Source organism: Microbacterium tenebrionis (assembly GCF_020682665.1).
Lineage (GTDB): Bacteria > Actinomycetota > Actinomycetes > Actinomycetales > Microbacteriaceae > Microbacterium > Microbacterium tenebrionis.
On sequence record NZ_JAGTTM010000002.1, the window covers coordinates 755003 to 780163 of the forward strand.

Below are 25161 nucleotides of genomic sequence, written 5' to 3' on the forward strand. Positions count from 1 at the left end.
AGCTCCACGCCAGGGGTCGCATATGGTCGCCTGAGCCGCGCCGACGCAACCATATGCGCCCTCTCGGACCCGGCGCGCCTGCCCCCGCCGCGACAGGGGTCGCAGTTGGTCGCCAAGTGCGCGCGCGAGCAACAATTTGCAACCCCTCCTGCAGCGCTACAGCTGCGCGATCAGATGGTCGGCGATCGCGAGCGAACTGGTCGCCGCGGGCGAGGGAGCATTGCGCACGAGGGTGACCGCGCCCACGCGGTCGATGGCGAAGTCGTCGATCAGCTCGCCGCCCCTCCCCCATGCCTGCGCCCGCACGCCGGCAGCCCCGCTGCGGCGCAGATCGCCCATCGTCAGCTCGGGGATGAACCGCTGCGCCTTGCGGAAGTAGCGCGGCTTGAGGATGGAGGCGCTGACCTCGTCCACGCCCATGCGCCAGTGCCTGCGGGCGAGAGGTCCGGCGCCCGGCCAGCGCAGCGATTCCCACGTGTCGCGGATCGAGATGCGCCCCCAGCTGTACCCCTCACGGGCCAGAGCCGGCACCGCGTTCGGCCCGACATGGACGTCGTCGTAGACGCCGCGGGTGAAGTGCACGCCGAGGAACGGGAACCGGGGGTCGGGCACGGGGTAGATCATCCCGCGCACGAGCCCGGTGCGCTCGGGTCGCAGCGACCAGTACTCGCCGCGGAAGGGCAGGATCTTCGGCGACGGATCCGCTCCGACCAGACGCGCGACGACGTCGGACTGCAGCCCGGCGCAGACGACGACGCGGTCGAACTCGTGGTCGGATGCCGCCGTGCGGACCTGCGCGCGGTCCGTCGACGCCGTCAAGGCCGTCACCTCGTGGCCGAGCAGGATGCTGCCGCCGGCGCTGCGCACATCTTGCGCCATCGCCTCGGTGATCGCGGCGTAGTCCACGACCGCGGTGCGCGGTGAGTGCACGGCCGCCACCCCGTACGCGTGGGGCTCGATCTCGCCGATCCGTCCCCGGTCGTCGATGCGCTCGAGGTCGGGCACTCCGTTAGCACGGGAGCGGCGTTCGATCTCGTCGAGCGCTGCGATCTCGGTCTCATCCACGGCGATCACGAGCTTGCCGACCTCGCGGTGCGGCAACTGCTTCTCCTGGCAGAACTCGCGCAGCTGCGCGCGGCCGGCGGCGCACAGCGTCGCCTTCAGGGATCCGGGCGCGAAATAGAGACCGGCGTGCACGACGCCGGAGTTGTGCCCGGTCTGGTGCGCGGCGAGCCTGGACTCCTTCTCGAGCACCGTGACCTCGTCGCCGCGCTGGGCCAGCGCCCGCGCGAGCGCGATGCCGACGATGCCGCCGCCGATGACCCCTGTTCGCTTCCCCCGTGTCCCCATGCGGTGAGCATACTCACGGAGCTCAGAGCTTGCGCAGCAGCACGCTCTCGACGTTGTGGTCGGCGCCCTTGTTCAGAACGAGCGTCGCCCGGTGCCTGGTGGGCATCACGTTCTCGATGAGGTTCGGCATGTTGATGTCGCGCCAGTATCCGAGCGCGGTGGCCACGGCCTCGTCGTCGGTGAGATGCGCGAACACGTTGAAGTACGACGACGGGTTGCTGAAGGCGCCCTTCCGCAGGGCGAGGAACCGGTCGACGTACCACTTCTCGATGTGGGTCGGGTCGGCGTCGACGTACACGGAGAAGTCGAACAGGTCGCTGACGGCGACGTCGTTCGGTGCGGGCGGCGGCTGCAGCACGTTCAGACCCTCGACGATGACGACATCCGGTCGGCGCACGACGACTCTGGCGTCGGGGATGATGTCGTATCGCATGTGCGAGTAGAACGGGGCGTGCACCTCGGCCGCACCCGACTTCACCTCGGTCAGGAACTCCAGTAGCGCGCGCCGGTCGTACGACTCGGGGAAGCCCTTGCGGTCCATGAGCCCGCGGCGCTCGAGCTCGGCGTTCGGGTAGAGGAATCCGTCGGTGGTGACGAGCTCGACGCGGGGCGTCCCCGGCCAGCGGCTCATGAGCTCGCGCAGCAGTCGCGCGATGGTCGATTTGCCCACGGCGACGGATCCGGCGACGCCGACGACGAAGGGCGTCGTGACGTCCTCTTCATCGAGGAACGCGCTCGTCGCGGCACCGAGCTGCTTGGTGGCCGTGGCGTAGAGGCTGAGCAGGCGACTCAGCGGCAGGTAGACCTCGCGCACCTCGGTGAGGTCGAGCCGGTCGCCGATGCCGCGCAGTTCGACGACCTCGGTCTCGCTGAGCGGCTGGTCCAGGCCCGCGGCCAGTCGCGCCCACTCCGCGCGTCCGATCTCGCGGTACGGCGACAGTGGCGTGGTGGATTCGGCGGCGGTCACGGCATCCATCGTATCGACAGCGCCGCGGACAGTAGTCTCTTGCCGTGCGCTTGGGAATCCTCGACATCGGGTCGAACACCGTCCACCTGCTCGCGGCGGATGCTCGCCCCGGCGGCAGGCCTCTCGCGACGACGAGCGACCGATCGGTGGTGCGGCTCATGCGCTTCCTGACGCCTGCGGGCGCGATCAGCGAGGAGGGCGTCCGCGCCCTCGAGGATGCCGTCACCAGGGCCCGCGGGATCGCCGAGGCGGAGCGCGTCGAGACGCTGCTGGCGACCGCGACCAGCGCGGTGCGCGAGGCGATCAACGGCGAAGAGGTCATCGCCCGCATCGAACGGGCGCTGGGCCAGCCGCTGCAGGTGCTCACCGGTGAGCAGGAGGCGGAGCTGACGTTCCTCGCCGTGCGGCGCTGGTTCGGGTGGGATGCCGGTCGCATCCTGCTGCTCGACATCGGCGGCGGTTCGTTCGAGTTCGCCGCGGGCGGTGACGAGCTGCCCGAGGTCGCGGCATCCGTGCCGCTGGGCGCCGGACGCATGACGGTGCAGTTCCTGCCGGACGACCCGCCCGGCGAGGATGCCGTGGAGCTGCTGCGCGCGCACGCCCGAGAGGTACTGGCGCCGGTGGCGGCGCGGCTGAACGCGTTGCCGTCGCCGGATCACATGGTGGGGTCGTCGAAGGCGATCCGGTCGCTCGCGAACCTCGCGGGGCGGGAGGTGTCGGGGCTCGGCTTCGACCGGACGGTGATGTCGCGGGCCTCGCTGAAGTCGTGGATTCCGCGGCTCGCGCGGATTCCGGCATCGGCCCGTCAGGAGCTTCCGGGCATCACGCCCGACCGCACGTTCCAGATCGTCGCGGCCGCCGTCGTGCTGCACACGGCGATGAAGATGCTCGACATCGATGAGATCGAGGTGTCGCCCTGGGCGCTGCGCGAGGGCGTCATGCTCCGCTACACCGAGTCGATGACCTGGGGTGGCTCCGGGATCTGACCGGGTGCGGCTCGCCACCGGACCCCCGCCGCCCGTGCGCTGCGCCACTGCGACCTCATTCAGCGAGTCTGTTAGGGCGGATGTCGAGCCGCCGCAGCCACTGCGCGTTCAACGCGACGACGATCGTCGACAGCGACATGAGCACGGCCCCGACCGACATCGGCAGCACGAAGCCGATCGGTGCGAGTACGCCTGCGGCCAGCGGCACGGACAGCAGGTTGTAACCGGCCGCCCACCACAGGTTCTGCGTCATCTTGCGGTAGCTCGCCCGCGACAGCTCCATGATCGACAGCACGGCGCGCGGATCGTCACTCGCGAGGATCACCCCGGCCGAGGCGATCGCGACGTCGGTTCCCGCACCGATCGCGATGCCGACGTCGGCCTGCGCGAGCGCGGGCGCATCGTTGACGCCGTCGCCGACCATGGCGACGCGGCGCCCCTCGTCCTGCAGCTGCTTGACGGTGGCGGCCTTGTCCTCCGGGCGGACGCCGGCGAAGAACCGGTCGATGCCGAGATCGGCGGCCACGGCGGATGCGACGGCCTCCGCATCGCCCGTGATCATGACGACCTGCACGCCGCGCGCATGCAGCGCCTCGACGGCCGCGCGCGATTCGGGGCGCACCTCGTCGGCGAGCTTCAGCGCACCCGCCACCTGCCCGTCGACGAGCACGTGCAGGATGATCGCTCCGTCCGCTCGCCAGTCGTCGGCGACCGGAAGCTCCGAGGCGCCCTCCTGCTCGAGCAGGTACGGCCCGCCGACCTGTACGACGTGCCCGTCGACGTCGGCGCGGACGCCGACCGCGGGCGACGACGAGAACCCGGATGCCGCGGGCACGGCGAGGTGCTCGGCGGCGCCGACGATCGCGCGGGCGAGCGGATGCTCCGAATCGGCCTCCGCCGCGGCGGTGAGCGCGAGCAGCCGGTCCTCGTCGAGGTCGCCAGCCGGCTGAACGGCGGTGACCGCCGGCGCGCCCTTGGTCAGCGTTCCGGTCTTGTCGAACAGCACCGTGTCGACCGTGCGCATGCTCTCGAGCGCGAGCCGGTCCTTCACGAGTACGCCGCCGCGCGCCGCGCGCTCGGTCGCGATCGAGACGACGAGCGGGATCGCGAGGCCCAGGGCGTGCGGGCACGCGATGACGAGAACGGTGATGGTGCGCACGACGGCCTCGTCCGGCATCCCGAGCACACTCCACGCGACGGCGGTGACGACGGCGGCGATCAGGGCGAACCAGAACAGCAGCGCGGCGGCGCGGTCGGCGATGCGCTGCGCGCGAGAACTGGAATTCTGCGCCTCGGAGACGAGCTTCTGGATGCCGGCGAGCGCCGTGTCCTCGCCGATCGCCGCGACCTCGACCCGAAGTCCGGAGTCCGTGGCGACCGTGCCGGCGACGACCTGGTCGCCCTCGGCGCGACGGACGGGGCTGGACTCGCCCGTGATCATCGACTCGTCCATGCTCGCCGAGCCCTGCACGACGGTGCCGTCCGCCGGGACGCGCCCGCCCGGCCTGATGACGACGACGTCGCCGACCCGCAGGTCGGCAGGCGCGACGGTGACGATGGCGTCGCCCTCGACGCGCTCAGCCTCATCGGGCAGGAGTGCGGCCAACGAGTCCAGCGCCGAGGTGGTCTGCGCGAGGGAGCGCATCTCGATCCAGTGACCGAGCAGCATGATGACGATGAGCAGCGCGACCTCCCACCAGAACTCGAGATCGTGGTGCAGCATCCCCAGGCTCGCACCCCAGGACGCGAGGAACGCGACCGTGATCGCAAGGCCGATCAGCAGCATCATGCCGGGCGTGCGTGCTCGCAGTTCCTGTACAGCGCCGACGAGGAACGGGGCGCCGCCCCAGACATACATGACGGTGCCGAGCACGGGCGAGATCCAGCGCACCCATGCGGCATCCGGCAGCGTGTAGCCGAGCACCATCGCGAACATGCCCGAGAAGGCGATCACGGGGATCGCGACGACGAGCATGATCCAGAAGAGCCGCCGGATCTGCGCCGCGGAGTGACGTTCGGGCGACCGCGTGGACACGGGATCATCCCCGTATCCGGAGGAGATCGGATGGGGCATACCCCCTTCGCGACGTCATCTTCAGAACAAACCGCTGAATGTCTATGCATCCGACGCCGGGTTGGGCTAGTGTGATCGGCATCCGAACTGCAAGACAGTGAGCATCGAGTGGGATCGATGCGAACAACCGTGATGTGGGATCACGTGTCTTGCAACCGTCGCAAGGGGTTGTGACGTTCGGATGCGACGTGATGTGGGATCACGGTAACTGGGGATGAAACTGGGGAAGCAATGTCGCACTGGGGTATGCGTACATGCATTGCTCGGGGTGCACGGACATGACGTCCGTGGAGAACGCCCTGAGCCTGACACGCGAAGAACCGGCCGCTGTCGCGGCCGTCGTTCCGAGCGTCCGGGTCGAGACGACCACGGCTCCCATGCCGCGCGTCTCGGCGACGCTGGAGCACCGTCTGCACTGGGAACGGGCGCACCGCGTCCGCCTCGGCCTGACGGATGCTGCCGTGATCGCGATCGCCTCAGGCGTCGCATCCGGAATCCAGCTTCATCTAGGTGAACCGCCCATGGATGTCGTGACGCGTGCTGCGCTGTTGGCGGCGGTGTGGTTCGCCACGCTGCTCGCCATGCGCACGAGCCTCACGGCTCTGTTCGGCTCGAGCGCCGCCGAGTACCGAGGCATTGCGCATGCCTCGGGCCTCGCCATCGGAATGATGGCGGTAATGGCCCTTCTTCTCGGCTGGGACTCGATGCGGCTCACCGTGCTCATCACCCTCCCCATGGGCCTGCTCGGCCTTCTGATGAGTCGGTGGTCGTGGCGGCGCTGGCTGAGCAACCAGCGCCGCCATGGCCGTTTCACGTCGCGGACTCTCGTCGTAGGGAACCGCGATGAGGTCGAGTACGCCGTGCGAGCCCTGGAGCCGATCGGCATGTCCGGCTACCAGATCGTCGGCGCCACGCTGCTCGACGCGAACGCCCGCGAACTCGACCTCGGCCGCACGGTCGTACCCGTGCTCGGCAACCTCACCTCCGTCGCGAGGGTCGCCGCCGAGCTCAGCGCCGACACGATCGTCGTCGCCGGCCGCCCCGAACGCGACCCGGACTTCATCAAGCGTCTGGGCTGGGAGCTCGAGGGCACCGCCGCCGAACTCGTGCTCTGCAACCGTCTCGCCGACGTCGCCGGCCCCCGCCTGTCGTTCACGCCGATCGACGGTCTGCCGATGATCAAGATGCAGATCCCGACCTACGAGGGCGCCAAGCACGTGCTCAAGCGCGCGCTCGACGTCGTCGTCTCGACCATCGCGCTGATCCCGATCGTCGTCATCACACCGTTGATCGCACTACTGATCAAGCTGGATTCTCCCGGCCCCGTGTTCTTCTTCCAGAAGCGGGTGGGCCGGGATGGGAAGCCCTTCCAGATCGTCAAGTTCCGGTCCATGCACGCGGACGCCGAGCATAAGCTCGCCGCGCTGAAGGCCGCCAACGAGGGATCGGGGCTCCTGTTCAAGATGAAGCAGGACCCGCGGATCACCCGTGTGGGCCGCGTGCTGCGCAAGCTGTCGCTCGACGAGCTGCCGCAGTTCTGGAACGTGCTCGCCGGCGAGATGAGTGTCGTAGGTCCCCGGCCGCCGCTGCCCAGCGAGGTCAGCGACTACGACGGCACCGTCTCGCGGCGCCTGTACATCAAGCCGGGCATCACCGGCCTCTGGCAGATCTCGGGTCGCAGCGACCTGGACTGGGACGAGAGCATCCGCCTCGACCTGCGCTACGTCGAGAACTGGTCGGTCATCACCGACCTGCAGATCATGTGGCGCACGGCGCGCGTGATGGTCGCACCGAAGGGAGCGTACTGAGATGTCGCTCATCGATCGCGTCAGCGCGACCGTCACCGGAACACTCGTGAGCGGCATCCCCTCCGTCGATATCGACGGCACTCCGGTGCATGTCGTCGACGGCGACGACGCACGCGGCATCATCTCCGACGCCTCGGAGCACACGAGCGCCAAACCGCTCGCCGTCGTGTCGATCAACCTCGACCATATTCACCACTTCGGCGCTTCGCAGCTGGCTGCCCGGAACCTCGAACCCGACCCGATGTGCGACGATCTCGAGTGGCTCAACCTCGTCGACGGTGCGCCGATCGCCGCCCAGGTGCGCCGGGCCACCGGCATCCCGTGCCCGAAGCTGTCGGGCAGCGACCTCATCGGGCCCGTTCTCGACGACGCCGACGGGCAGAGCCTCACGGTCGGCGTGATCGGCGGGGTGCCGAAGGTCACCGCCGCGTTGCGCAGTCGCTTCGCCGCCGACTGGCCGCACATCCGATTCGGCGGGCACTGGACTCCGAGCCGCGACGAACTCGCCTCACCCGACGACTCCTCACGTATCGCGGCGGAACTGCGCGCGGCCGGCGTCGACATCCTGCTGGTGTGTCTCGGAAAGCCGCGGCAGGAGAAGTGGATCGCTCAATACGGCGCAGCCACCGGAGCCGGTGCTCTGCTCGCCTTCGGCGCCGTCGTCGACTTCCTCGCCGGGCGCGTCTCGCGCGCACCATCGTGGATCTCGGATGCCGGCATGGAATGGGCCTGGCGGCTCATGCTCGAGCCGAAGCGACTCGCACGCCGGTACCTGATCGAAGGGCCGCCCGCCTACCTCGCGGTGCGGCGCTCGATCGGCTCGATCACGCTTCAGCCCGGCGAATCGCGCTGATCATGAGCATCACGACGATGCCGCGTGAACAGCCACGCCAGCAGCGCTCCGATCGCGGCGCCGGCACTGTTGGCGATCACATCGCGCAGGCTCGGCAGCCGATCCGGCAGCAGGATCTGCACGAGTTCCGCCGAGACCGACAGCATCACGGCGACCATGACGCCGATCCGCGCGCTGCGAAACAGGATCACCAGCAGAAACCCGAGCGGGACGAACAGCACCACGTTCGCGGGGGCCTCCAGCCAGCCCTGGTGGAAACCGCTCCAGCCGAGGTCGTCTCGGATCCAGCCGACGACGGCACCCAGGATCGTGCCGGGGCCGACCGGCGAGAGCAGCAGCACCACAGCGCCCAGCGCGTATATGCCGAGAGCCCAGCCGGCCCATCGGCGACGGCGGCTCGGCGAGGACATGCAACGAGTGTGGCACACGCAGCGGTCACGGCTTCCGTCATCATCCCGGCGCACAACGAAGAGGCGGTGATCGCCCGCACGCTCGAACCGCTGGCGGACGCCGCAGCCCGCGGCGCGCTCGAGGTGATCGTCGTGTGCAACGCCTGCGCCGACCGCACCGCCGAGATCGCCGGAGCGTTTCCCGGCGTCGCGGTGCTCGAATCCGGCATCCCGTCGAAGACGCATGCGCTCAACCTCGGAGACGAGACCGCAACCTCCTGGCCGCGCATCTACCTCGACGCCGACATCGTCGTGTCGGAGCAGAGCATCACCGCCACGGCGATCGCGCTGTCGACACGGAGATGGCTCGCCGCGCGGCCCCGGTCGGAGTTCGTCATGACGGGCACCGGCCCGATGGTCCGGGCCTACTACCGCGCCCGGACCCGCATGTCATCGCTCAGCCGCGCCATGTGGGGCGCCGGCGTGTACGGACTCTCCGAGGAAGGGCATCGGCGGCTCGGGCGCTTTCCGGACGTCACCGGTGACGATCTGTGGGTCGACCGGCTGTTCGCGCCCGACGAGAAGACCGTGATCGCGGCGGAACCCGTCGCCGTCCGCGTGCCGCGCACGATCTCGGCGCTCGTCGCGATCAGCCGCCGCAACGTCAGCGGCGCTCGCGAGGCCGGCCCCGTGGTCGGCCCGGACGCGACCTCCGCGTCGGGGCAGGCGGCGGTCGACCAGCACGATCCGGCGGGCGTCCTGCGGGAACTGCTCGGCACGATCCGCTCTCCGCTGACAGCCTTCGACGCGATGGTCTACATTGCCGTCGCCCTCTCGAGCCGGCTCGGACGCCACAGCCGACGGTGGGAGCGTGATGACACTTCTCGCGCATGACGACACGTCCTCGCGCGTCGCAGCCATCATCGTCACCTACAACAGCGCGCCGACCCTGCCGGGTCTGCTGGCATCGCTGGATGCCGCGACAGCGCCCGTCCGCGCGATCATCGTCGACAACGGCTCAGCCGATGAGACTCTCACTGTCGCGGCACGCGAGCCGCGCGCTCTGACCATCGCCACCGGGGCGAACCTGGGCTATTCCGGCGGCATCAACGTCGGCCGGCGCTACGTGCGGGACGGCGAGCACATCGCGATCCTCAATCCCGATCTGACGGTCGAGCCGGGAGCGCTCGAGCGGCTCCTGCAGGCCATCGACGCGGATCCGGCAGTCGGGATCGCTGTGCCGCAATTGCGCGGGCTCGACCACGACGGGCGCTTCGACAGCCTGCGTCGCGAGCCGTCGGTGACCAGGGCGCTGGGCGACTCGATCTTCGGCAACCGCTGGCGCGAGCGCCCATCCTGGCTCGCCGAGACGCTGCGAGCCGACCGCGACTACGGCCGATCGCACGACGTCGCCTGGGCCGGAGGGGCTGCGCTGCTGATCTCGGCCGGCTGCGACCGCCGGGTCGGCGAATGGGACTCGGCGACCTACTTCCTGTACTCCGAGGAGACCGACTACGCGCGGCGCGCTCGCGACGCCGGGTACTCGGTCCGCTACGTGCCCGAGGCGATCGCGCGCCACGAAGGCTCCGGCTCCGGGCAGCCGGCGCCGCTGGTCGCACTCATCTCGGTGAACCGGATCCGCTACTTCGAGCGCCTGCACGGGCCGACCCGCACTGCGCTGTTCCGCGGCGCCGTCGCCGTGCAGCACCTGCTCCGGCCGCACGACCCGCGCCACCGTCACTCGCTGCCGATCGTGCTGAATCGCGCGCGCTGGCGCACGCTCCCGGCCGGCGACCCGGAGCCCGCGACGTTGAGCGTCCACTCCGCCTCTGCCAGCATCCACGGAGAATCATGACCGCCGCGAAATCCGTATCCGCTCCGCGCGTGATCACCCTGAACTTCCACGGCATCGGCGCGCCGAACCGGGAGCTCGAGCCCGGCGAAGAGCGCTTCTGGATCACCGAGGACGACTTCCACGGCATCCTCGACGTCGCCATCGCGCACCGGCGTCACGTCGAGTTCACGTTCGACGACGCCAACGAGTCCGACTACGCGATCGGGCTACCGGCGCTGCAGCAGCGTCGGGTGCAGGCGCGGTTCTTCGTCATCACCGACCGGATCGGCTCCCGCGGATCGCTGAACGCGACGCAGATCACCGAGATGTCGCAGTCCGGCATGAGGTTCGGCACCCACGGCGCCAGCCACCGGCCGTGGCCGGAGCTCGCCCGAAACGGAGAACTGCACGGCGAGCTCGTCGCGTCATCGCGGATCCTGCAGGACCTCTCAGGCCGCCCGACCCGGCATGCGGCGTTCCCGCAGGGGCTGTACGGCCGGGCCGTGCTCGCCGAGCTGCGCAGACACGGGTTCCTGCACGTCTACTCGGTGGATGAGGGCTGGGCGCGCTCGAAGTCGTGGCTGCGGACGCGGTACTCCGTGATCGAGTCCGACACACCGGACAGCATCCGCGCCCTGCTGGACTCCCCCAACCTCACCGCCGGACGATGGCCGGTGCGTCCCGCCAGACAGGCGGTGAAGAGATGGCGATGACACCGCACCGGCCCACGGTCCTGCTGGGCTTCGCACAGGCGTTCGCTGCGATCGAGGCAGCCTGGTCCCTGCAAGAGGCAGGGATGCAGGTGATTGCATTCGCTCGGCGCGGCACCCGCAGTGCTCTGCGCCGGGTACGGGATGTGCACATCCACGAGGTCACGCCGCCCGAGGAGAGCGTCGAGCAATGCCTCGCGGACCTGCGGATGCTGGTGGAGCGGGTCGATCCGGATGCTGTGTTGCCGCTCGACGACGCAGCGCTCTGGCTCACCTCCTGCATGGTGTTCGACCGAGCCGTCGTCATCGGCCCGTCGCCGGACAGCGCGGCGGTCGCTCTGGACAAGAACGCTCAGATCACGGCCGCACAGGCTGCGGGGCTGCTGGTGCCGCCGACGCGCCTCGTCCGCTCGGCAGCAGACCTGACGGACGACTTGACCTGGCCGGTGGTCGTCAAGCCCGCCGAGGCCGTGCGTGCGGATGGGGACCATCTGGTCAGGCCGCGCGGAACCATCGCGGCCGACCGGGCGGAGCTGGACGAAGCGCGATCGGGACTGAGCGACGGGCCGCTGCTCGTGCAGCCGTACCTGCACGGGACCGGCGAGGGCGTGTTCGGGTACGTCGATGACGATGGCGTGGCGGCGATCAGCGCCCACCGGCGGGTGCGCATGGTGAACCCGCACGGTTCCGCATCCTCGGCGTGCACCTCGATAGACGTCCCACCGGAGATCGAGCGGGCCGTGCGGCGCCTGATCTCGGACCTCGACTGGCGCGGGCTGTTCATGGTCGAGCTGCTGCGCGACGAAGACGGCACCGCGTGGTTCATGGAGCTCAACGGGCGAGCCTGGGGCAGCCTTGCGCTGGCGCGACGCCGCGGGTTCGAGTACCCGGCCTGGGCGGCGCAGTTTGCGATGGGACTCCCGCAGGAGCCACCGGCGCCTGCCGCCCCCGCATCCGTGACGGCGCGTCATCTGGGACGCGAGATCGCGCATCTGCTCTTCGTCCTTCGGGGGCCGCGATCGCAGGCGGTCTCCGGCTGGCCCGGCACATGGGCAACGGTCAGAGACCTGCTGCGCGTATCGCCGGGCGACCGCCTGTACAACTGGAACGCGCACCGCCCGTCCGTTCTCGTCAGCGACACGATCGGAACGCTGGCCGAACTCGTCGCGGGAAGAAGGGTGAAACGATGAGGGAGCTGCGTCTCGCACCGCACATCCATTCCTCGTTCTCGGACGACTCGGACTGGGAGCTGCCCAGATTGATCCGGGTGCTGCGACGGGCGGGATTCGACGGCGCCCTGGTGTGCGATCACGACAGGACGATGGATGCCGGCACCTGGGCGCGGATCCAGCACGAGTGCGATCGGCTGGGCGATGACACCGGCTTCCTGCTCGTGCCAGGGATCGAGTATCAGGATCCCGACCACATCGTGCATCTGCCGGTATTCGGTCGGGCGCCCTTCTACGGTCGCTCCCCCATCATCGACGACGTGGTGCGGCGAGCGCGTGAGGACGGCGCAGCGGCGATCTTCGCCCACCCGCAGCGGCGAGAGGCGTGGCGCCGGTTCGACCCGGCGTGGGCGCCCTACCTCACCGGCATCGAAGCGTGGAATCGCAAGTACGACGGAGTGCGCCCGAACACGTGGGCCCTCGCACAGGCGGAGCAGCTCGGACTGCCCGCGACCGTCGCCCTGGACTGGCACGGCACCCGGCAGTTGTATCCCCTCGCACTCCGGGTGCCGTCGCCTCCTCGTGGAGACAACCGGCAGCGCAGCGGCGCGGTCGTTTCATCGATGCTCGCCGGGCGCATGCGTGCGACCGCATTCGGCATCGACGTGGCGCGCTTCGATCAGGGCCCTCTGGGGCGATCGACCCGTGGATTCGAGTCGCTGCGGACGTGGGCCGCCCCGAAGGTACGGCAGATCGAGAACTCGCTAAGGGGGCAGTCATGACCAGCGTCGACCATCTGATCCTGACACGGTTCAATCTTCCGACGCCGGGACCCGAGAGTCTCGTGCGGGCACAGGACGGCTGGCTGCAGAATCGTGTGGTGCTGTTCGAGCGGCACACGGTCGCCACCATGCGCGCGCAGACCTGCCGGGATTTCACCTGGGTCATCTATTTCGACCCGGAGAGCCCGAGATGGCTCATCGACCGGCTCGCCCCGTTCGTCGCGGAGGGGCTGTTCGTGCCGATCTACCGCGAGCAGGTCGGCTGGGAGGACGTCGTCGGCGATGCCCGCTCGATCTTCGCTAACCGCAGCGACCTGCTGCTGACGACGAATCTCGACAACGATGACGCCGTGGCTGCCGACTTCGTCGACCGTCTGCAGGATGCCGCGCGACGGCATCCCGATCATGCGATCTATCTCCGCAAGGGCCTCATCCTGCAAGGCGATGCGCTGTACGTGCGCGACGATCCGGACAACGCGTTCTGCAGCATCAGCGAGACATGGGATGCGCCGATCACGGCCTGGCGCGATTGGCACATCCTGCTGCGCGAGCACCTGCCCGTGGCGAGCCTGGATGGGCCGCCCGCCTGGTTGCAGGTCATCCACGGCCAGAACGTCAGCAACCGCGTGCGCGGGAACCGGGTCGACCCCGGTGCACATCGAGACGCGTTCCCCGGGCAATTGGATGCCGTGCCGGCCGCATCCGCCGCGGGCGTCTGGCTCGACCGCGCGGTGAAGCGGCCCCTGCGCGGGGCGCGAGACCACGGCAGGAGCCTGGTCAAGAACGTGATCCTGCGCGTCGGCGGCAAGGACTCACTCGATCGTGTGAAGACCACAGCGCGCCGGCTGCACGCTTAGCGCCCGACCCTGAGCCGCGTGCTCGATCCCTGAGCCTGTCGAAGGGTCGCACGACGCGCGCCGAACTCATCGCACGGCGCTGCTCGCCCGCTTCGGGCCGGCGAACGCCGCGGTACGTCCGCCACCGGAACCTGCCCATTGCAGGGTCGACGGAGCGATCATCGCACCCCGCGATTCGGCCCAGCTCACCGTGCGGATCGCACCGCACAGGCCGAACACGAGGAACATGAGGCCCGCCGCGATCGGGAATGCCAGGCCGTCGAAGAAGGCCAGCAGGAGCCCTGCGACCGCCGTTGATGCGGCGAGTGCCCGCCCCATGAGCCGGATGTCCTCACGCTGCGAGCGATGAGCAGCCGCCGCCGCGCTCCAGATCGCCGTGACGAAGATCGCCGCGAATGCGAGCGTTCCCAGAATCCCCGTCTCGATCAGGATGCCGAGCCACTGATTGTCGAAGATGAAGTAGCGGGGCAGGAGCGTCCCCACACCCACTCCGACGAACGGCGAGGCGCTGAGGAAAACGGGAGCAAGAGCCATTCCTGCCTGCCTCGACTGAGTGCTCGAGTCATTCCCCACTCCGAGGAACATGCCGAGGATCGTGCCATACAGTCCCGGAGTCGCGATCACGACGACGACGGCTAGAACCGCGCCCCCGACGATGATGAGCGCACGATACCGGCGAGGCAGTGCAGGAATCATCAGGATCACCGCGACGGCGAATCCGATCAGCGTCGATCGTGACACCGCCAGGAAGGATGCCATCGCCAAGGCCGCGAGGAAGATCCACCAGCGCAACCGCCGCGACTCGTGCCTATGCCCCACCCGCAGGATCGCCACCGCCAGCGCCAGAGGAACGGCGATGGACAGCGCCGTTCCGTACTCGAGCGGGTGGGTCGCCGTGCCGGATGAGCGCAGGAACATGCCCCGAGTGTCGATACCGCCCGCGGATTCGGAGAGCCCCGGGATGCCGCTGAACACCTCGAGGAAGCTCTGCCCGGAGATGAACTGCACGATGCCGAGCATCGCGAGCAACGCGCAGGCGATCACGATGCGACGGACGATCGTGAGCAGTTCCGTCATCGACCGGATCCCGTCGATCGCGACGAGCATCACCCCGGTCCATGACACGAATCTCAGGATGGCGGAGATCGCCGGGCTGACCTGGTCACTCGGTTGCCCCCGCAGCAGTGCGACCGCGAAACCCACCAGGGCGATCATGAGGAAGACAGCCAGTGCGATACGCACGGGCTGACCGATCATCTCGACCGTCCGGCGCTGAACCTGCAACTGTGAGAAGACCCACCAGATGAAGAGCACGATCCCCCAGAGGAATTGCGGCCGGCCGTACGCGCCGAGCGCGCTGATCGCCATATTGGAGGGGAATCCGACGAGCAGGACGAGGTAGATCGTGAGCATCGTGACCGCAGAGACCCCGCTCTGACGCATCCCGCGATGCGCGACTGCGGGGATCGGCGACGGCACCGCCACGTTCACGCTCATGATCTGCTCGCGGCGGGAGCCCTGCGCGGACGCCCCTTCTTCGTGCCCGACTCGAGCTCCGCTCCCTCCGCATCTTCGTCTGAGCCCACATCTGTGTCGGTGGTCGCGTCAACGTCCTCTTCGAGCGCAGCGGTGTCTGACACGGCATCCCCATGAAGCTCGTCCTCGCCGTCGAGCGCGTCGGCGTCGAGCGTGTTGTCATCGAACTCAGCGTCCTCTGTCGTGCCGCCCGCGCTCCTGCGCTCCGCGGCCGATGTCGACCGTCCACGGCGTTGCGCGCGCGAGCGTGCGAGACCGTCGATGAGGGCGATCGCCAGCAGGGTGAGCGCAACCGTCCCCGCGCCGGCGGCTCCCGCTGCGATCAGACGGCTCTTCTGCTCGACAACCCCCTTGTCGTCGGTCGTCAGCGTCACCAATGTAATCCGATCAGCCGCCGCGATGTTCTCGGTGCGCTGCACGTCGAGCAGAGTCTCCTCCGTCAGCCTGAGCAGATCCTCGACGACGTCCGCGGCGTCGGCATCGTTCGACGAGGTGACCGAGATCAGCAGGACCGGGCCGGAGCTGTAGGGGTCGCGCGTGATCACGATCTCCATGTCCGGGTAGTCGTCCTGCACAGCGGCGAGCACATCCGGTGAACCCATCTTGCGCACCAGCACATCCGCTGCCTGAGAGAGGCCGCCGACATACAGGAACGGATTGGCGTCCTCGGGGATCGTGCCCGATCCCGGAAGCATCAGCTGTGTCGCAGTACGCACGTACTCGACCTTCACCAGGGTCCACGCGCCAAACGCTGCCAGCCCGGCGATGACGAGTCCCGCCACCAGCACGTACCATCGTCGCCCGAGGGCCCCCATCATGTCCGCGACGTTCATGTCACACAACCTCCTCCGCGGAACGATGAGATCGCGCCGCCGTGAATCGATGTCTCCTATGTCTTCTGTCCCACCACGCGGCTGCGAACACCGCCACCATGGCCCCCGCGACGGCTAGCGCCGCGAGAGCGATGATCTGAGATGACCGGCTGGGGACGATGTGCTCGATCTGCTCCGACAGGGGCTCGACCGTGTAGACCAGATGCGACGCCTCCGGGATGCCGATGGCCTCCTGCTGCGCGTCAGCGGCGTCGAACACGCGCGCAACCGTGGAGTCCCGCATCTTCTCCACCCATTCGTACGTCGGTCCGACCACCTCGACGGTGACCTCCGCCCGCCGGTACACGACGTTCCATTGACCGCCGACGTCGGGCACCCCGACGAAGACCCCCTGCCGCACGCCGATTCCGTATGCCCGCGCATCGGCGTCGGAGTACTGCGGACGTTCGACGTTTCCTGCGACCTCACCGGCGACCGTCGCCGCGAACGTGATGATCCCGGGTTCCGATGAGCCGTCGTCGGTGAGATCCGTCCCGTCCGGCAGTGTGAAGGCGATCAACGTCCGAGTCGTGTACACCCCGGAGGTGGACAGGAGGAACACCGCCGCCGTCACGGTGGCGACGAGCATGACGATGACGATCGCCCATCCCCTGCGCAACATCTGCAACAGGTCGCGAATGATCATTGATTCCTCCCCAGGTCTGATCGGTCTTCGCGGACTACTCGACGGAGATCTCACCCCCTTGACGCGCCATCGCGTGCACGGCTTCCCTGACCGTGGCGGCGAAATCATCGGCCCGATGCTTCGCGACGACGTCATCGCGCCCTGCACGCCCGAGCCTTTCCGCGTACTCCGGATCGGCGAGCAGTCGTTCGACGGCATCCCTCAGCGCACGGGAGTCCTGCGCGGGCACGTACAGCCCGTTCTCGCCGTCCCGTACCACGTCGACCTGCCCTTCGGTCCGCGTGACGATGACGGGACGAGCCATCGACATCGCCTCGAGCAGCACGCTGATGCCGGCGTTGTTCTCTGCAGGGGTCAGCGGAACCACGACCACCGCCGCCCTCGCGTAGGCGCGTCGGAGGTCAGTCGGATCCAACGATTCCACCGTCACGCCCTGCGGCAGCGACAGCTCCTGTGCGTCTGCGAGCCGCGTGCGGAATCCGTTGAACACGCCGATCCGCGATGCCGCGATCACCGTCGGGATCGCGAGGCCTTCCACCCCGTCGATCAGCGTCTCGAAGTCGCGCTGGGTCTCGCCGGCCGAGAACAGGATCGTACGGTCCGCCGTCATCGGGGCGAAGAACTCGTCGTCGACGGGATGCTCGATGAAGCGGACTTGCTCGGGAGAAAAACCGATACGAGCGATGGCGAACTCGCCCTGCACGGAGCTCCAGGTCAGTATCCGATCGATGCCGCCCCTCACGACACGCAAGGGCACCCGTACGATCGGCTTCGAGATCCAGTCCATGAGTGCGACGTGCAGCGGGCGGCGCCGGCACAGGAGCAGGATCCCGGCGATCGCGACACTATACTTCTCGGCCCATGAAACGACGATCTCGTAGTCGCGTCGGCGCCGCATGACCTCAAGGGCGAGGGCCATGAACGTCGGCAGCCGGCGCAGGATCGCACCGCGCAATCCGGGGATGCCGGCGATGTCCGATTCCCCGAGCAGGTCGAATCCGAATGCTTCCTCGATGAGCACACGGCGTGGGGCTGCCCCCTCGAGCTCACGTTGTCTTCGCATCACGCGCGGCAGGGACGAGTTCCCCTCGGTGCGGACGTAGAGCACGCGCGGCGCATCCTGAGCCTGGTCGGTCATCGCAGCGCCCGTTCCCGGCTCGCGAGCCCGGCCTCGTCGAGCACATCGAAGAACTGCGCGGCCCGTTCGCTCCAGTCGTGATCGCGGGCGAATCCTGTACGGCGCATCCTGTCCGCGACGGCAGGGCGACCCTGCTGCCATAGGTCGCGCGTCACGTCGGCGAACGCCGCCGGATCGTCTTCGATGCGGACGTCGTCGCAGTCGAGCCACCTAATCGCCGGCAGATCCGTCGCGACTACCGGCAGGCCGGCCGCCAGATACTCGACCGTCTTGAGCGGGAAGCTTCCCCGGTTGAACTGCGAGTGGGTGTAGGGCACGATCCCTGCGGAGCATCGTGCGAGCACTGGCGGGAGCTGGTCGAAGTCGACGGCTCCCAGATACTCGACTCGACCGGCATCCTGCAGGGCGGTCAGCGCGTCGCGCGCCTCGGCGGTGTCGATCTGCCCGGCGATGAGCAACGGCACCCCGGACCGGACGATGCGATCCAGGATGCCGTAGTCGATCCGCGAGTTGAGCGTTCCCATCAGAACGACCGGGTGATCGTCGCCGGGAGCCTCCCCGACTGCGCCGGCGAACAGCTCGGTGCTGGCGCCGAACGGAATCAGGCTCACCTTGTCGTGTCGGTCCTTCAGTCGCTCTGCGACCAGAGGGTTCGCCGCGACAACCGAACGGCTGCGTCCCAGTACCATCTGTTCGTTCCGTGCGAGGACGGCGGGGTCGAGACCCATCATCGGAGCGAGCCCCTGCCAGTCGTCCTGAGCCCAGTAGACCGTCGCGTCCTCACCGATGAGACCGGAGACCGGGTACAGCACGTTCCCCTCGAGCAGGACGACTCGAGTGGCTTCCATGCGGCGCAGCACGCGTCGGATCTGCCAGGCGATGAGACGGCGACTCAGGAGTGTCATCAACGCCAGCCGGACGAACGGAAGCCGGATCGGGCGGATCACGATCACCTGCACGTCATCTTCGTCGATGGTCGGGCGCCTGAATCCGGATGGATCGACGAAGACGACCCGCACACGCGTGGAGAGGGCCGCCGCGAGCTGGTGGTCCGCCATTCGTTTGTCGGACCAGCTGTTCGACGCGGTGATCACCACGACGTCGTCTCTGTTGTTCAGCACGTGTGCCACCGTTCCTCCCCAGTTCCGGTCAGCGCGAGCGGGTTCAGCCGTTGGATGTCTCGATCTCGGCGAGTCCGACGTTGTGCGTGCTGTCCGATACCGCGGTCACCGTGAACAACAGCGACGTCGTCGCCCGCGCCGGGAACGCCACCACCGTCGCCGACCCGTCGTTGTTCAGCGCCGGAACCGCAACCGTCGAGCCATCCGAGAACGTCAGAACACCGCCTGTGATGTGATCGGACTCGTTCGGCCGGTCATATAGCACCACCCTGTCGATGATCTGCGACGACGACCACGACAACAGTAGCCACGCGCCAACGCCTTCGTAGTGCGACGCCCACTCGGCCGACCAATCCCCCGGATACCCGTCGACCACACCATCGATCGCCTGCGTCGCGGCCTGCCCCGATGCCTGCGACGACGCGGACACCCACGCATTCCGCGCCACATTCGGGCCGTCATACGCCGCCGGCCCCGGCACACCCACCTGCACCGGTGCGGGCTCAGGCTCAGGATCGCGATCGGGCTCCGGGCCCGGTGCGACATCTCCGTTGTAGGCCTCGATCTCGGCGAGTCCGACATTGCGCGTGCTCTCGGAGACCGACGAGACCGTGAAGCGCAAAGCCGTAGTCGCCCGCGACGGGAACGTCACCACCGTCGCCGATCCGTCGTCGCTCAGCGCGGGCACAGGCACCGTCGATCCATCGGAGAACGTCAGTACGCCGCTGGTGACTTGGTCGGACGCGTTGGGACGATCGTAAAGGTAGACCCGGTCGATGGTCTGCGCGGAGGACCACGACAGCAACAGCCAGGCGCCAAGCCCCTGATAGTGACTCGACCATTCCGCAGAGGCGTCGCCGGGGTACCCGTCGATGACACTGTCAATAGCCTGCGTCGCAGACTGGCCGGACGCCTGCGACGATGCCGATACCCATGCGTTCCGCGCCACATTGGGACCGTCGTACGCCGCTGGCCCGGGCACACCCTCCTGCACCGGGATCGGATCCGGGTCGGGTTCGGGTTCGGGGTCTGGCTCGGGCTCCGTTCCCGGATCCGGTGCGACATCGCCGTTGTACGCCTCGAGCTCGGCGAGCCCGACATTGCCTGTGCCTGCCGAAACCGACGACACCGTGAACTTCAGTGACGTCGTGTTTCGGGCAGCGAACGTGATGACGGTGGCCGAGCCGTCGTTGACGAGGGCGGGCACCGTCACGGTGGAGCCATCGGAGAAGGTCAGCACTCCCCCTGTGATCCGATCCGACTCGTTCGGCCGGTCGTACAGATACACCCGATCTATCGTCTGGGCCGACGACCACGAGAGCGTCAGCCAAGCGCCAGCTCCTTCGGATCGGGTAGCCCACTCAGCCGACCAGTCGCCGGGGTAGCCGTCGACCACAGCGTCGATCGCCTGCGTCGCCGCCTGCCCCGACGCCTCCGACGATGCGAGTACTCGCGCATTGCGCGCCACGTTCGGCCCGTCGTACGCGGCGGGACCCGGCACGCCGACCTCCAGCTCTGGGATGGGAGCCGTGTACTGACGCTCGGTCCACAACGCCGCGTCGCCACTCGGGCACACCGACTCGTTGCAGAGAAGGTGGTCATGCGCCGCATAGCTGCGGATGGCCGCCGTCTTCGCCACCAACGCATCACCGGAGACGTTCACCTGCTCGGTCTGCGAGCTGTATCCGCGATAAGAGACGATGTCTCCGCCGAACCCGTCAAGGGCCGCCAGTGCGAAACGCGCGCCTGAGATGTGGTCAGCATGGTCGTACTGGCCCGACCGGGAATCCTGCACCCGCACCGTGTTGGGCGCATACGTGTCGACGATCGCGGCGATCGTGTCGATGAGTCCCTGACGCGTGTACGGGACGCCGGAGTCGACAGCAGTCATCTGATCCAGCTCGCCCTCCCACAACTGGGAAAGCGACTGCCTCCCTCTGATCGGGTACCCCTCGCCGAAGACGCCGCCGTCCGGGAGCCGAAGATACACCTCCGTGATCGAACCGGCATCCGGGCTCGTCGACACCGCCACAGACCGCCCCGCGAACGTTGCCGTGCTCGCTTGCCATGCCGCATCAGACGACAGGCCGAGCATCGTGTTGTAGGCGGCCTGGGAGCCGCGCTCGCGGCCCTGCCAGTAGTCCGCCTCGCGACCGTCGTCGCCTGCGGTCAGGAAGACGGTGACCACGCATGCACCGGCATCGATGTCGGTCATCAGATCGGGATTCATGAACAGGATGTCGTCATCCTGATGAGCCACTATGGTCGCGACTGTCGTCTCGCAATCCGCCGCAGAAGCAGACGTCGGAACCACGAGCGCTGCGAGCGTGAGCACGGCAGCGGTGGCGATCCCCAGAATGGATCGATTCGCATGCTTGAACACTGCATTCCCCAATGCATTGCGCGTACGCCTGAGCGCACGACCCCAGTATCGGCACGGACCCCAGATCCGAACCTGCTCCGAGTATGGCACGACGGGCGCTCCGCCGCTAGATCCGCGAGCCCACCGAACGCAGGATGTCGGCGTGCCTGCGCACCATATTCTTCTCGGTGAAGCGCTCCGGTACTCCCTGTGTCGCGCGGACGGAGTGCGCGGCGACCCGCAGGATCCCCTCCGAGAACGCTCGGCGATTCCTCTGATGACGCATCCGGCGCTGACGCGCCATCGCGCTCTCACTGACGTCCTCGTTCGCTCGGACGACCAGCACGCCCCGCGGGCCGCAGACGTCGACGAGCTCGCGGGCGAATCCGACTTCCGTCACGACGATCGGCAAGCCGTGCGCGATCGCTTCCACCGCCGCGATCGGTCCGCCCTCCGAGAACGAATCCAGCGCGAAGACATCCGCACCTTGGAAAAGGGTCGAGGAATCCGAATCGCCGAGGAAGTGCACCCGGTCGCCGTTCGGATGCCGTCGGCGGATGATGTCCGCACGACGCACCTCCAGCCAGCTGTTGGGCGCGCCTGCCACGACCAGCTGCAGTCGCGGATCCTGTTCGGCCGCGAGCAGGAAGGCATCGACGAGACCTGTCGGGTTCTTCTGCTCGCTGAACCGCTGGAGTCCCAGCACGATGACGTCCTCGCCGCCGAATTCGCGACCGAGCGCCCTCCCGATCGCGGCGCGCGCGGTGGCGTGCTGCTGTTCGTCGATCGTCTCAGCAGGAGGAACACCGTTCTCGACGACGAGCGCCGTCGCACCCGTGCGCTCCTCGAAGTAGTCGCGCACCGATGTGCTCACGGCGACGCTCGCGGGGGCATCGTGCAGCATCCGAGTGACTTCACCCCACACAGCTGGGGTCAGGTACGACTCCATGGCGTGGAATACGGGAACCGTGCGGGAACGCCACGGCGCGAGCGACCGCATCAGCGTCGGGTCGAGCCGGTGCAGCTGGACGACGTCCGGCCGGCGATGCGCGATATGCTCTCCGACCCGATCATGCGACACGAACGACACGTGCAGGCCGTCGTTCTCGAGCATCCGCTGCACGCGTCCGCCGGACGAGCAGACCACCTCGACGTCGAACCCCATCGATGCCAGCCCTGGGGCGAGGGTCGCGACGACCGTCTCTATCCCACCCGTGTCGAGATCGCCCGCCAGAATCATGCACGACATCGGCTCACCGGCCTCGGTCGCAACGGCTGCACCCAGCCGACGCTCGCCGGCAGCCCGCTTCTCCACGATGGGCAGGCCGCCTCTGAGCGCCAACGCTGCGAGCAGCCGATTCCAGTGCCCGAACCGATACTTCGCCGGCACGGCGTCGGTGGCCACAGTAAGCGCACGCAGAGCGACATCGGCTGCTCGCAGCCCCAACGCCGCGAACATCGCGTTTCGTAGCTCGTTCATCGCACCGGCCGTATCCGTCGCCATTCCCGCCACGCCCACGGCCAGACCAGCCCGGCGTACACCGCGACGGCCGCGAGACAGCCGATCAGGAGCGCGAGGAGGTCATGATCGATGAACGTGTGGCACACAACGGCTGCGACGATCGCGGGGATCGCCGCAGCCGTTGGCCACAGCGATCGGCGGATGAGCGGCATCACGCGGACGCCGCTCTGACGCAGGACGATCAGGTAGGCGGGGAGAACGACAGCCGCCGCGACGATGACGTGGACCCACCCTGCGCCGACGATTCCGTACGATCCGGTCGCGACGATCATGCCCATCACGAGCGTGATCAGCCATATCACCTGGATCCACAGCACCGGTTGCGCGCGTCCTCGCGCATAGAGGAATCCGGTGAAGATATCGAAGACCACCCGCAGCGCACCGTATATCCCGAGCGCTGCGAGCACGGGGGCTGCTGCCAGCCATCTGTCCCCGTACAGCACGCTGATCAGCGGTGCGCTCAGCACGGCGAGCACGCCACCCGCCGGCAGCGCGCCGGCCCAGCCGATCGCGACGACCGTGGCCAGTCCGCCGGACGGGCCGTCAGCGCGGGAGAAGTACGGCATGGAGATGGCGCGCACACTCTGCGAGAGAGCATTCATCGGCCAGCTCGAGATGTTGAACGCGAGCACGTAGTACCCGAGAGCCGTTACCCCGACCATCCTCGCCAGGATCACGTTGTCGACGTTCAGCAGTCCCCACGCGAGCAGGTTGGCCGTCGCGATCGGAACGCCGAACGCAAGGATCGGCTTGAGCCGTGTGCGATCCAGACCATAGCGCGGACGCACGCGTGCGAGGAAGAACTGCATCGTCGACGACACGACCTGCGCGGCGACGCGCCCCAGTGCCAGTGCCATCACCCCGAAGCCGAAGAAGATCAGGACGAGGGTGACCGTGGTCGACACGACGAAGTCCACCGCCCCCACCAGGAACATCGCCCGCTGCTGGAATCGACGCATCAGCATCGAGTACGGCACGAGACTGATGCTTCCGAGCACGAGGGTGAAAGCGAGGACCGAGATGGCGGGCGCCGCCTCCGGGCTTCCCAGCAGTCCCGCCACCGAGGTACTCGTGGCAGCCGTTATAAGCGTCATCGTCGCGCCGCTCACGAGCCCGAGCGTCGCGATGGTCGGTGCGATCTTCTCCGGTTCCTCCGACCGGATCAAGTCCGACGACAGGCCGAGGTCTGAGACTGTAGACAGGACCGACTGCACAGTGAGCGCGACGGCATACACTCCGAATTGCTCAGGCGTCAGCAGCCGGGCGAGTACGATCCCGACGACGAGGCTTCCCAGCCGCAGAACGATCGAGCTGACAGCGCTCCACGCCGCGCCGCGAGCCGCGGTCATCTTCAGAGACTGCTCAGTGCCGGTCATCGTGAATCCTCACGCTCTGCAGCGGCAGCGACGAGCAGCCGCAGTAGTCCGTCCGCCGCGATCGTCGCGCCGAGCTCGTTGAGATGTCCACCATCGCTTGTGTACTCATCGCAGATGCTGTGATACGGATCTCCTTCTTCGGTCTCTCGCGTCTCGGAGCGTCCGTCCGCGCACGTCGATACGACAGAGGCCAGGTCGTACAGCCGACCTGTCGGCCCGTAGTGATCCCTCATGAGTGTGTTGAACCGCTCGATGGCGGCGTTGTTCTCCGGCTGCCATCCCGTGACCGAGACAGTGACGTGCAGGAACGCGACTTGCGGGTAGTCGGATTCGAGCCGATCCATCATCGAACGATAGGAGTCGAAGAGGTGCTGCACATCGGTGTCCGCCACGACGTCGACGTAGCCGAGTTTCATGACCGTGATGTCGGCGTTCGCGCCGACTCCTTCGATGCGCACCCAGCGATCGAAGTCGCGCAGCTTGGACTGCGGGTCCTCGGTCTGATCGAGCCAGTGGTCGCCGAAGCCGCCCCCGGTCGCGGGGAGCCCCACATCCACGCGCGGCGGCTCGAGCTCCAGCCGCCGGTACACGGCCGGGAAGCCGTCCTCGACGATGTTCCCGCCCACCGAACGATGAGCGAAAAAAATCCGTACCTGCCGCAGCGACTCCAGTCCGACAGCATCGAGTTCGGGCAACGGATCCGGCGTCGCCACTGAGTTCGGCTCGACCGATGCCTGGGGCGCCGACGGTTCCGGCACCGACTCAGCCGACGCGCCTGTCCCCGCGGCCTCTATGTCCCCGGTGCACCC

At 68.1% G+C, this 25161-nt stretch carries 22 protein-coding genes; 9 read left to right on the plus strand and 13 right to left on the minus strand.

Features of this window, described 5'->3' with window-relative positions:
- Positions 1-156: 156 nt before the first annotated feature.
- Positions 157-1350: an L-2-hydroxyglutarate dehydrogenase gene (lhgD, locus tag KEC56_RS08900; RefSeq protein ID WP_227530655.1), complete on the minus strand. Its 1194-nt coding sequence runs from the start codon at positions 1348-1350 to the stop codon at positions 157-159.
- A 22-nt stretch (positions 1351-1372) separates the two neighbouring features.
- Complete coding sequence (gene coaA / locus KEC56_RS08905; protein ID WP_227530656.1) at positions 1373-2326, minus strand: type I pantothenate kinase; 954 nt, start codon at positions 2324-2326, stop codon at positions 1373-1375.
- 35 nt (positions 2327-2361) lie between these two features.
- Here coaA and KEC56_RS08910 point away from each other — a divergent pair, with 35 nt between their 5' ends.
- On the plus strand, positions 2362-3303 hold the full coding sequence (locus KEC56_RS08910; protein ID WP_227530657.1) for a Ppx/GppA phosphatase family protein: 942 nt from the start codon (positions 2362-2364) through the stop codon (positions 3301-3303).
- A 55-nt stretch (positions 3304-3358) separates the two neighbouring features.
- Here KEC56_RS08910 and KEC56_RS08915 read toward each other — a convergent pair whose 3' ends face one another.
- Positions 3359-5278 carry a heavy metal translocating P-type ATPase gene (locus tag KEC56_RS08915; RefSeq protein WP_227530725.1) on the minus strand — a complete coding sequence of 640 codons (1920 nt, stop codon included), beginning with the start codon at positions 5276-5278 and terminating at the stop codon, positions 3359-3361.
- A gap of 377 nt (positions 5279-5655) precedes the next feature.
- On the opposite strand from KEC56_RS08915, the gene KEC56_RS08920 reads away from it, so the two are divergent.
- Together KEC56_RS08920 and KEC56_RS08925 are read left to right on the plus strand one after the other, a co-directional pair.
- A complete protein-coding gene (locus KEC56_RS08920) occupies positions 5656-7185 on the plus strand; it encodes a sugar transferase (RefSeq protein WP_227530658.1) in 1530 nt (509 codons plus the stop codon).
- Position 7186: 1 nt separating this feature from the next.
- Positions 7187-8038, plus strand: a complete 852-nt coding sequence (locus KEC56_RS08925; RefSeq protein ID WP_227530659.1) for a WecB/TagA/CpsF family glycosyltransferase — start codon at positions 7187-7189, stop codon at positions 8036-8038.
- Here the strand turns inward: KEC56_RS08925 and KEC56_RS08930 are convergent.
- Positions 8017-8448 carry a VanZ family protein gene (locus KEC56_RS08930; RefSeq protein ID WP_227530660.1) on the minus strand — a complete coding sequence of 144 codons (432 nt, stop codon included), beginning with the start codon at positions 8446-8448 and terminating at the stop codon, positions 8017-8019. The two genes, KEC56_RS08925 and KEC56_RS08930, sit on opposite strands and share 22 nt — an antisense overlap.
- 9 nt (positions 8449-8457) lie before the next feature.
- Between KEC56_RS08930 and KEC56_RS08935 the strand changes: the two genes are divergently transcribed.
- The 6 genes from KEC56_RS08935 to KEC56_RS08960 are packed head-to-tail and all read left to right on the plus strand — an operon-like array spanning position 8458 to position 13779.
- The gene (locus KEC56_RS08935) at positions 8458-9321 is read left to right on the plus strand and encodes a glycosyltransferase (protein ID WP_227530661.1); all 864 of its coding nucleotides are present in this window, start codon (positions 8458-8460) and stop codon (positions 9319-9321) included.
- The gene (locus tag KEC56_RS08940) at positions 9302-10282 is read left to right on the plus strand and encodes a glycosyltransferase family 2 protein (protein WP_227530662.1); all 981 of its coding nucleotides are present in this window, start codon (positions 9302-9304) and stop codon (positions 10280-10282) included. Before KEC56_RS08935 ends, KEC56_RS08940 begins: the two co-directional genes overlap by 20 nt.
- Positions 10279-10974: a polysaccharide deacetylase family protein gene (locus KEC56_RS08945; RefSeq protein WP_227530663.1), complete on the plus strand. Its 696-nt coding sequence runs from the start codon at positions 10279-10281 to the stop codon at positions 10972-10974. The genes KEC56_RS08940 and KEC56_RS08945 overlap by 4 nt, the downstream gene beginning before the upstream one ends.
- Positions 10971-12161 (plus strand): ATP-grasp domain-containing protein, encoded by a 1191-nt coding sequence (locus KEC56_RS08950; RefSeq protein WP_227530664.1) that lies wholly within the window; start codon positions 10971-10973, stop codon positions 12159-12161. Before KEC56_RS08945 ends, KEC56_RS08950 begins: the two co-directional genes overlap by 4 nt.
- Positions 12158-12922, plus strand: a complete 765-nt coding sequence (locus tag KEC56_RS08955; protein WP_227530665.1) for a PHP domain-containing protein — start codon at positions 12158-12160, stop codon at positions 12920-12922. The genes KEC56_RS08950 and KEC56_RS08955 overlap by 4 nt, the downstream gene beginning before the upstream one ends.
- Entirely contained in the window at positions 12919-13779 is an 861-nt protein-coding gene (locus KEC56_RS08960; RefSeq protein WP_227530666.1) for a glycosyltransferase, read from the plus strand. Before KEC56_RS08955 ends, KEC56_RS08960 begins: the two co-directional genes overlap by 4 nt.
- Positions 13780-13845: 66 nt before the next feature.
- On the opposite strand, the gene KEC56_RS08965 is transcribed toward KEC56_RS08960, so the two are convergent.
- Genes KEC56_RS08965 through KEC56_RS09005 form a run of 9 tightly spaced genes read right to left on the minus strand, consistent with a single transcriptional unit; the run spans position 13846 to position 25110 of the window.
- Positions 13846-15276 (minus strand): O-antigen ligase family protein, encoded by a 1431-nt coding sequence (locus KEC56_RS08965; RefSeq protein WP_227530667.1) that lies wholly within the window; start codon positions 15274-15276, stop codon positions 13846-13848.
- On the minus strand, positions 15273-16148 hold the full coding sequence (locus KEC56_RS08970; protein WP_227530668.1) for a hypothetical protein: 876 nt from the start codon (positions 16146-16148) through the stop codon (positions 15273-15275). Before KEC56_RS08970 ends, KEC56_RS08965 begins: the two co-directional genes overlap by 4 nt.
- Position 16149: 1 nt before the next feature.
- Positions 16150-16833, minus strand: a complete 684-nt coding sequence (locus tag KEC56_RS08975; RefSeq protein WP_227530669.1) for a hypothetical protein — start codon at positions 16831-16833, stop codon at positions 16150-16152.
- A gap of 34 nt (positions 16834-16867) precedes the next feature.
- Positions 16868-17971 carry a glycosyltransferase family 4 protein gene (locus tag KEC56_RS08980; protein WP_227530670.1) on the minus strand — a complete coding sequence of 368 codons (1104 nt, stop codon included), beginning with the start codon at positions 17969-17971 and terminating at the stop codon, positions 16868-16870.
- A complete protein-coding gene (locus KEC56_RS08985) occupies positions 17968-19092 on the minus strand; it encodes a glycosyltransferase (protein WP_227530671.1) in 1125 nt (374 codons plus the stop codon). Before KEC56_RS08985 ends, KEC56_RS08980 begins: the two co-directional genes overlap by 4 nt.
- Positions 19093-19135: 43 nt before the next feature.
- The gene (locus KEC56_RS08990; RefSeq protein ID WP_308013007.1) at positions 19136-21565 is read right to left on the minus strand and encodes a DUF7402 domain-containing protein; all 2430 of its coding nucleotides are present in this window, start codon (positions 21563-21565) and stop codon (positions 19136-19138) included.
- Between the two features lie 16 nt (positions 21566-21581).
- Positions 21582-22934, minus strand: a complete 1353-nt coding sequence (locus tag KEC56_RS08995) for a glycosyltransferase (RefSeq protein ID WP_227530672.1) — start codon at positions 22932-22934, stop codon at positions 21582-21584.
- Positions 22931-24352, minus strand: coding sequence for an oligosaccharide flippase family protein (locus KEC56_RS09000; protein ID WP_227530673.1), 1422 nt, complete (start codon positions 24350-24352; stop codon positions 22931-22933). The genes KEC56_RS08995 and KEC56_RS09000 overlap by 4 nt, the downstream gene beginning before the upstream one ends.
- Positions 24349-25110, minus strand: a complete 762-nt coding sequence (locus KEC56_RS09005; protein ID WP_227530674.1) for an SGNH/GDSL hydrolase family protein — start codon at positions 25108-25110, stop codon at positions 24349-24351. The genes KEC56_RS09000 and KEC56_RS09005 overlap by 4 nt, the downstream gene beginning before the upstream one ends.
- Positions 25111-25161 lie beyond the last annotated feature (51 nt).

Excerpts from the sequence above, each read along its gene's own strand:
- lhgD (WP_227530655.1), bottom strand. The coding sequence starts at position 1,350 with ATGGGGACACGGGGGAAGCGAACAGGGGTCATCGGCGGCGGCATCGTC.
- KEC56_RS08975 (WP_227530669.1), bottom strand. The coding sequence starts at position 16,833 with ATGATCATTCGCGACCTGTTGCAGATGTTGCGCAGGGGATGGGCGATC.
- KEC56_RS08940 (WP_227530662.1), top strand. The coding sequence starts at position 9,302 with ATGACACTTCTCGCGCATGACGACACGTCCTCGCGCGTCGCAGCCATC.
- KEC56_RS08915 (WP_227530725.1), bottom strand. The coding sequence starts at position 5,278 with ATGCTCGTCGTCGCGATCCCCGTGATCGCCTTCTCGGGCATGTTCGCG.
- KEC56_RS08945 (WP_227530663.1), top strand. The coding sequence starts at position 10,279 with ATGACCGCCGCGAAATCCGTATCCGCTCCGCGCGTGATCACCCTGAAC.
- KEC56_RS08950 (WP_227530664.1), top strand. The coding sequence starts at position 10,971 with ATGACACCGCACCGGCCCACGGTCCTGCTGGGCTTCGCACAGGCGTTC.
- KEC56_RS08955 (WP_227530665.1), top strand. The coding sequence starts at position 12,158 with ATGAGGGAGCTGCGTCTCGCACCGCACATCCATTCCTCGTTCTCGGAC.
- coaA (WP_227530656.1), bottom strand. The coding sequence starts at position 2,326 with ATGGATGCCGTGACCGCCGCCGAATCCACCACGCCACTGTCGCCGTAC.
- KEC56_RS08925 (WP_227530659.1), top strand. The coding sequence starts at position 7,187 with ATGTCGCTCATCGATCGCGTCAGCGCGACCGTCACCGGAACACTCGTG.
- KEC56_RS08995 (WP_227530672.1), bottom strand. The coding sequence starts at position 22,934 with ATGAACGAGCTACGAAACGCGATGTTCGCGGCGTTGGGGCTGCGAGCA.
- KEC56_RS08920 (WP_227530658.1), top strand. The coding sequence starts at position 5,656 with ATGACGTCCGTGGAGAACGCCCTGAGCCTGACACGCGAAGAACCGGCC.
- KEC56_RS08970 (WP_227530668.1), bottom strand. The coding sequence starts at position 16,148 with ATGAACGTCGCGGACATGATGGGGGCCCTCGGGCGACGATGGTACGTG.
- KEC56_RS08965 (WP_227530667.1), bottom strand. The coding sequence starts at position 15,276 with ATGAGCGTGAACGTGGCGGTGCCGTCGCCGATCCCCGCAGTCGCGCAT.
- KEC56_RS08960 (WP_227530666.1), top strand. The coding sequence starts at position 12,919 with ATGACCAGCGTCGACCATCTGATCCTGACACGGTTCAATCTTCCGACG.
- KEC56_RS08980 (WP_227530670.1), bottom strand. The coding sequence starts at position 17,971 with ATGACCGACCAGGCTCAGGATGCGCCGCGCGTGCTCTACGTCCGCACC.
- KEC56_RS08930 (WP_227530660.1), bottom strand. The coding sequence starts at position 8,448 with ATGTCCTCGCCGAGCCGCCGTCGCCGATGGGCCGGCTGGGCTCTCGGC.
- KEC56_RS09000 (WP_227530673.1), bottom strand. The coding sequence starts at position 24,352 with ATGACCGGCACTGAGCAGTCTCTGAAGATGACCGCGGCTCGCGGCGCG.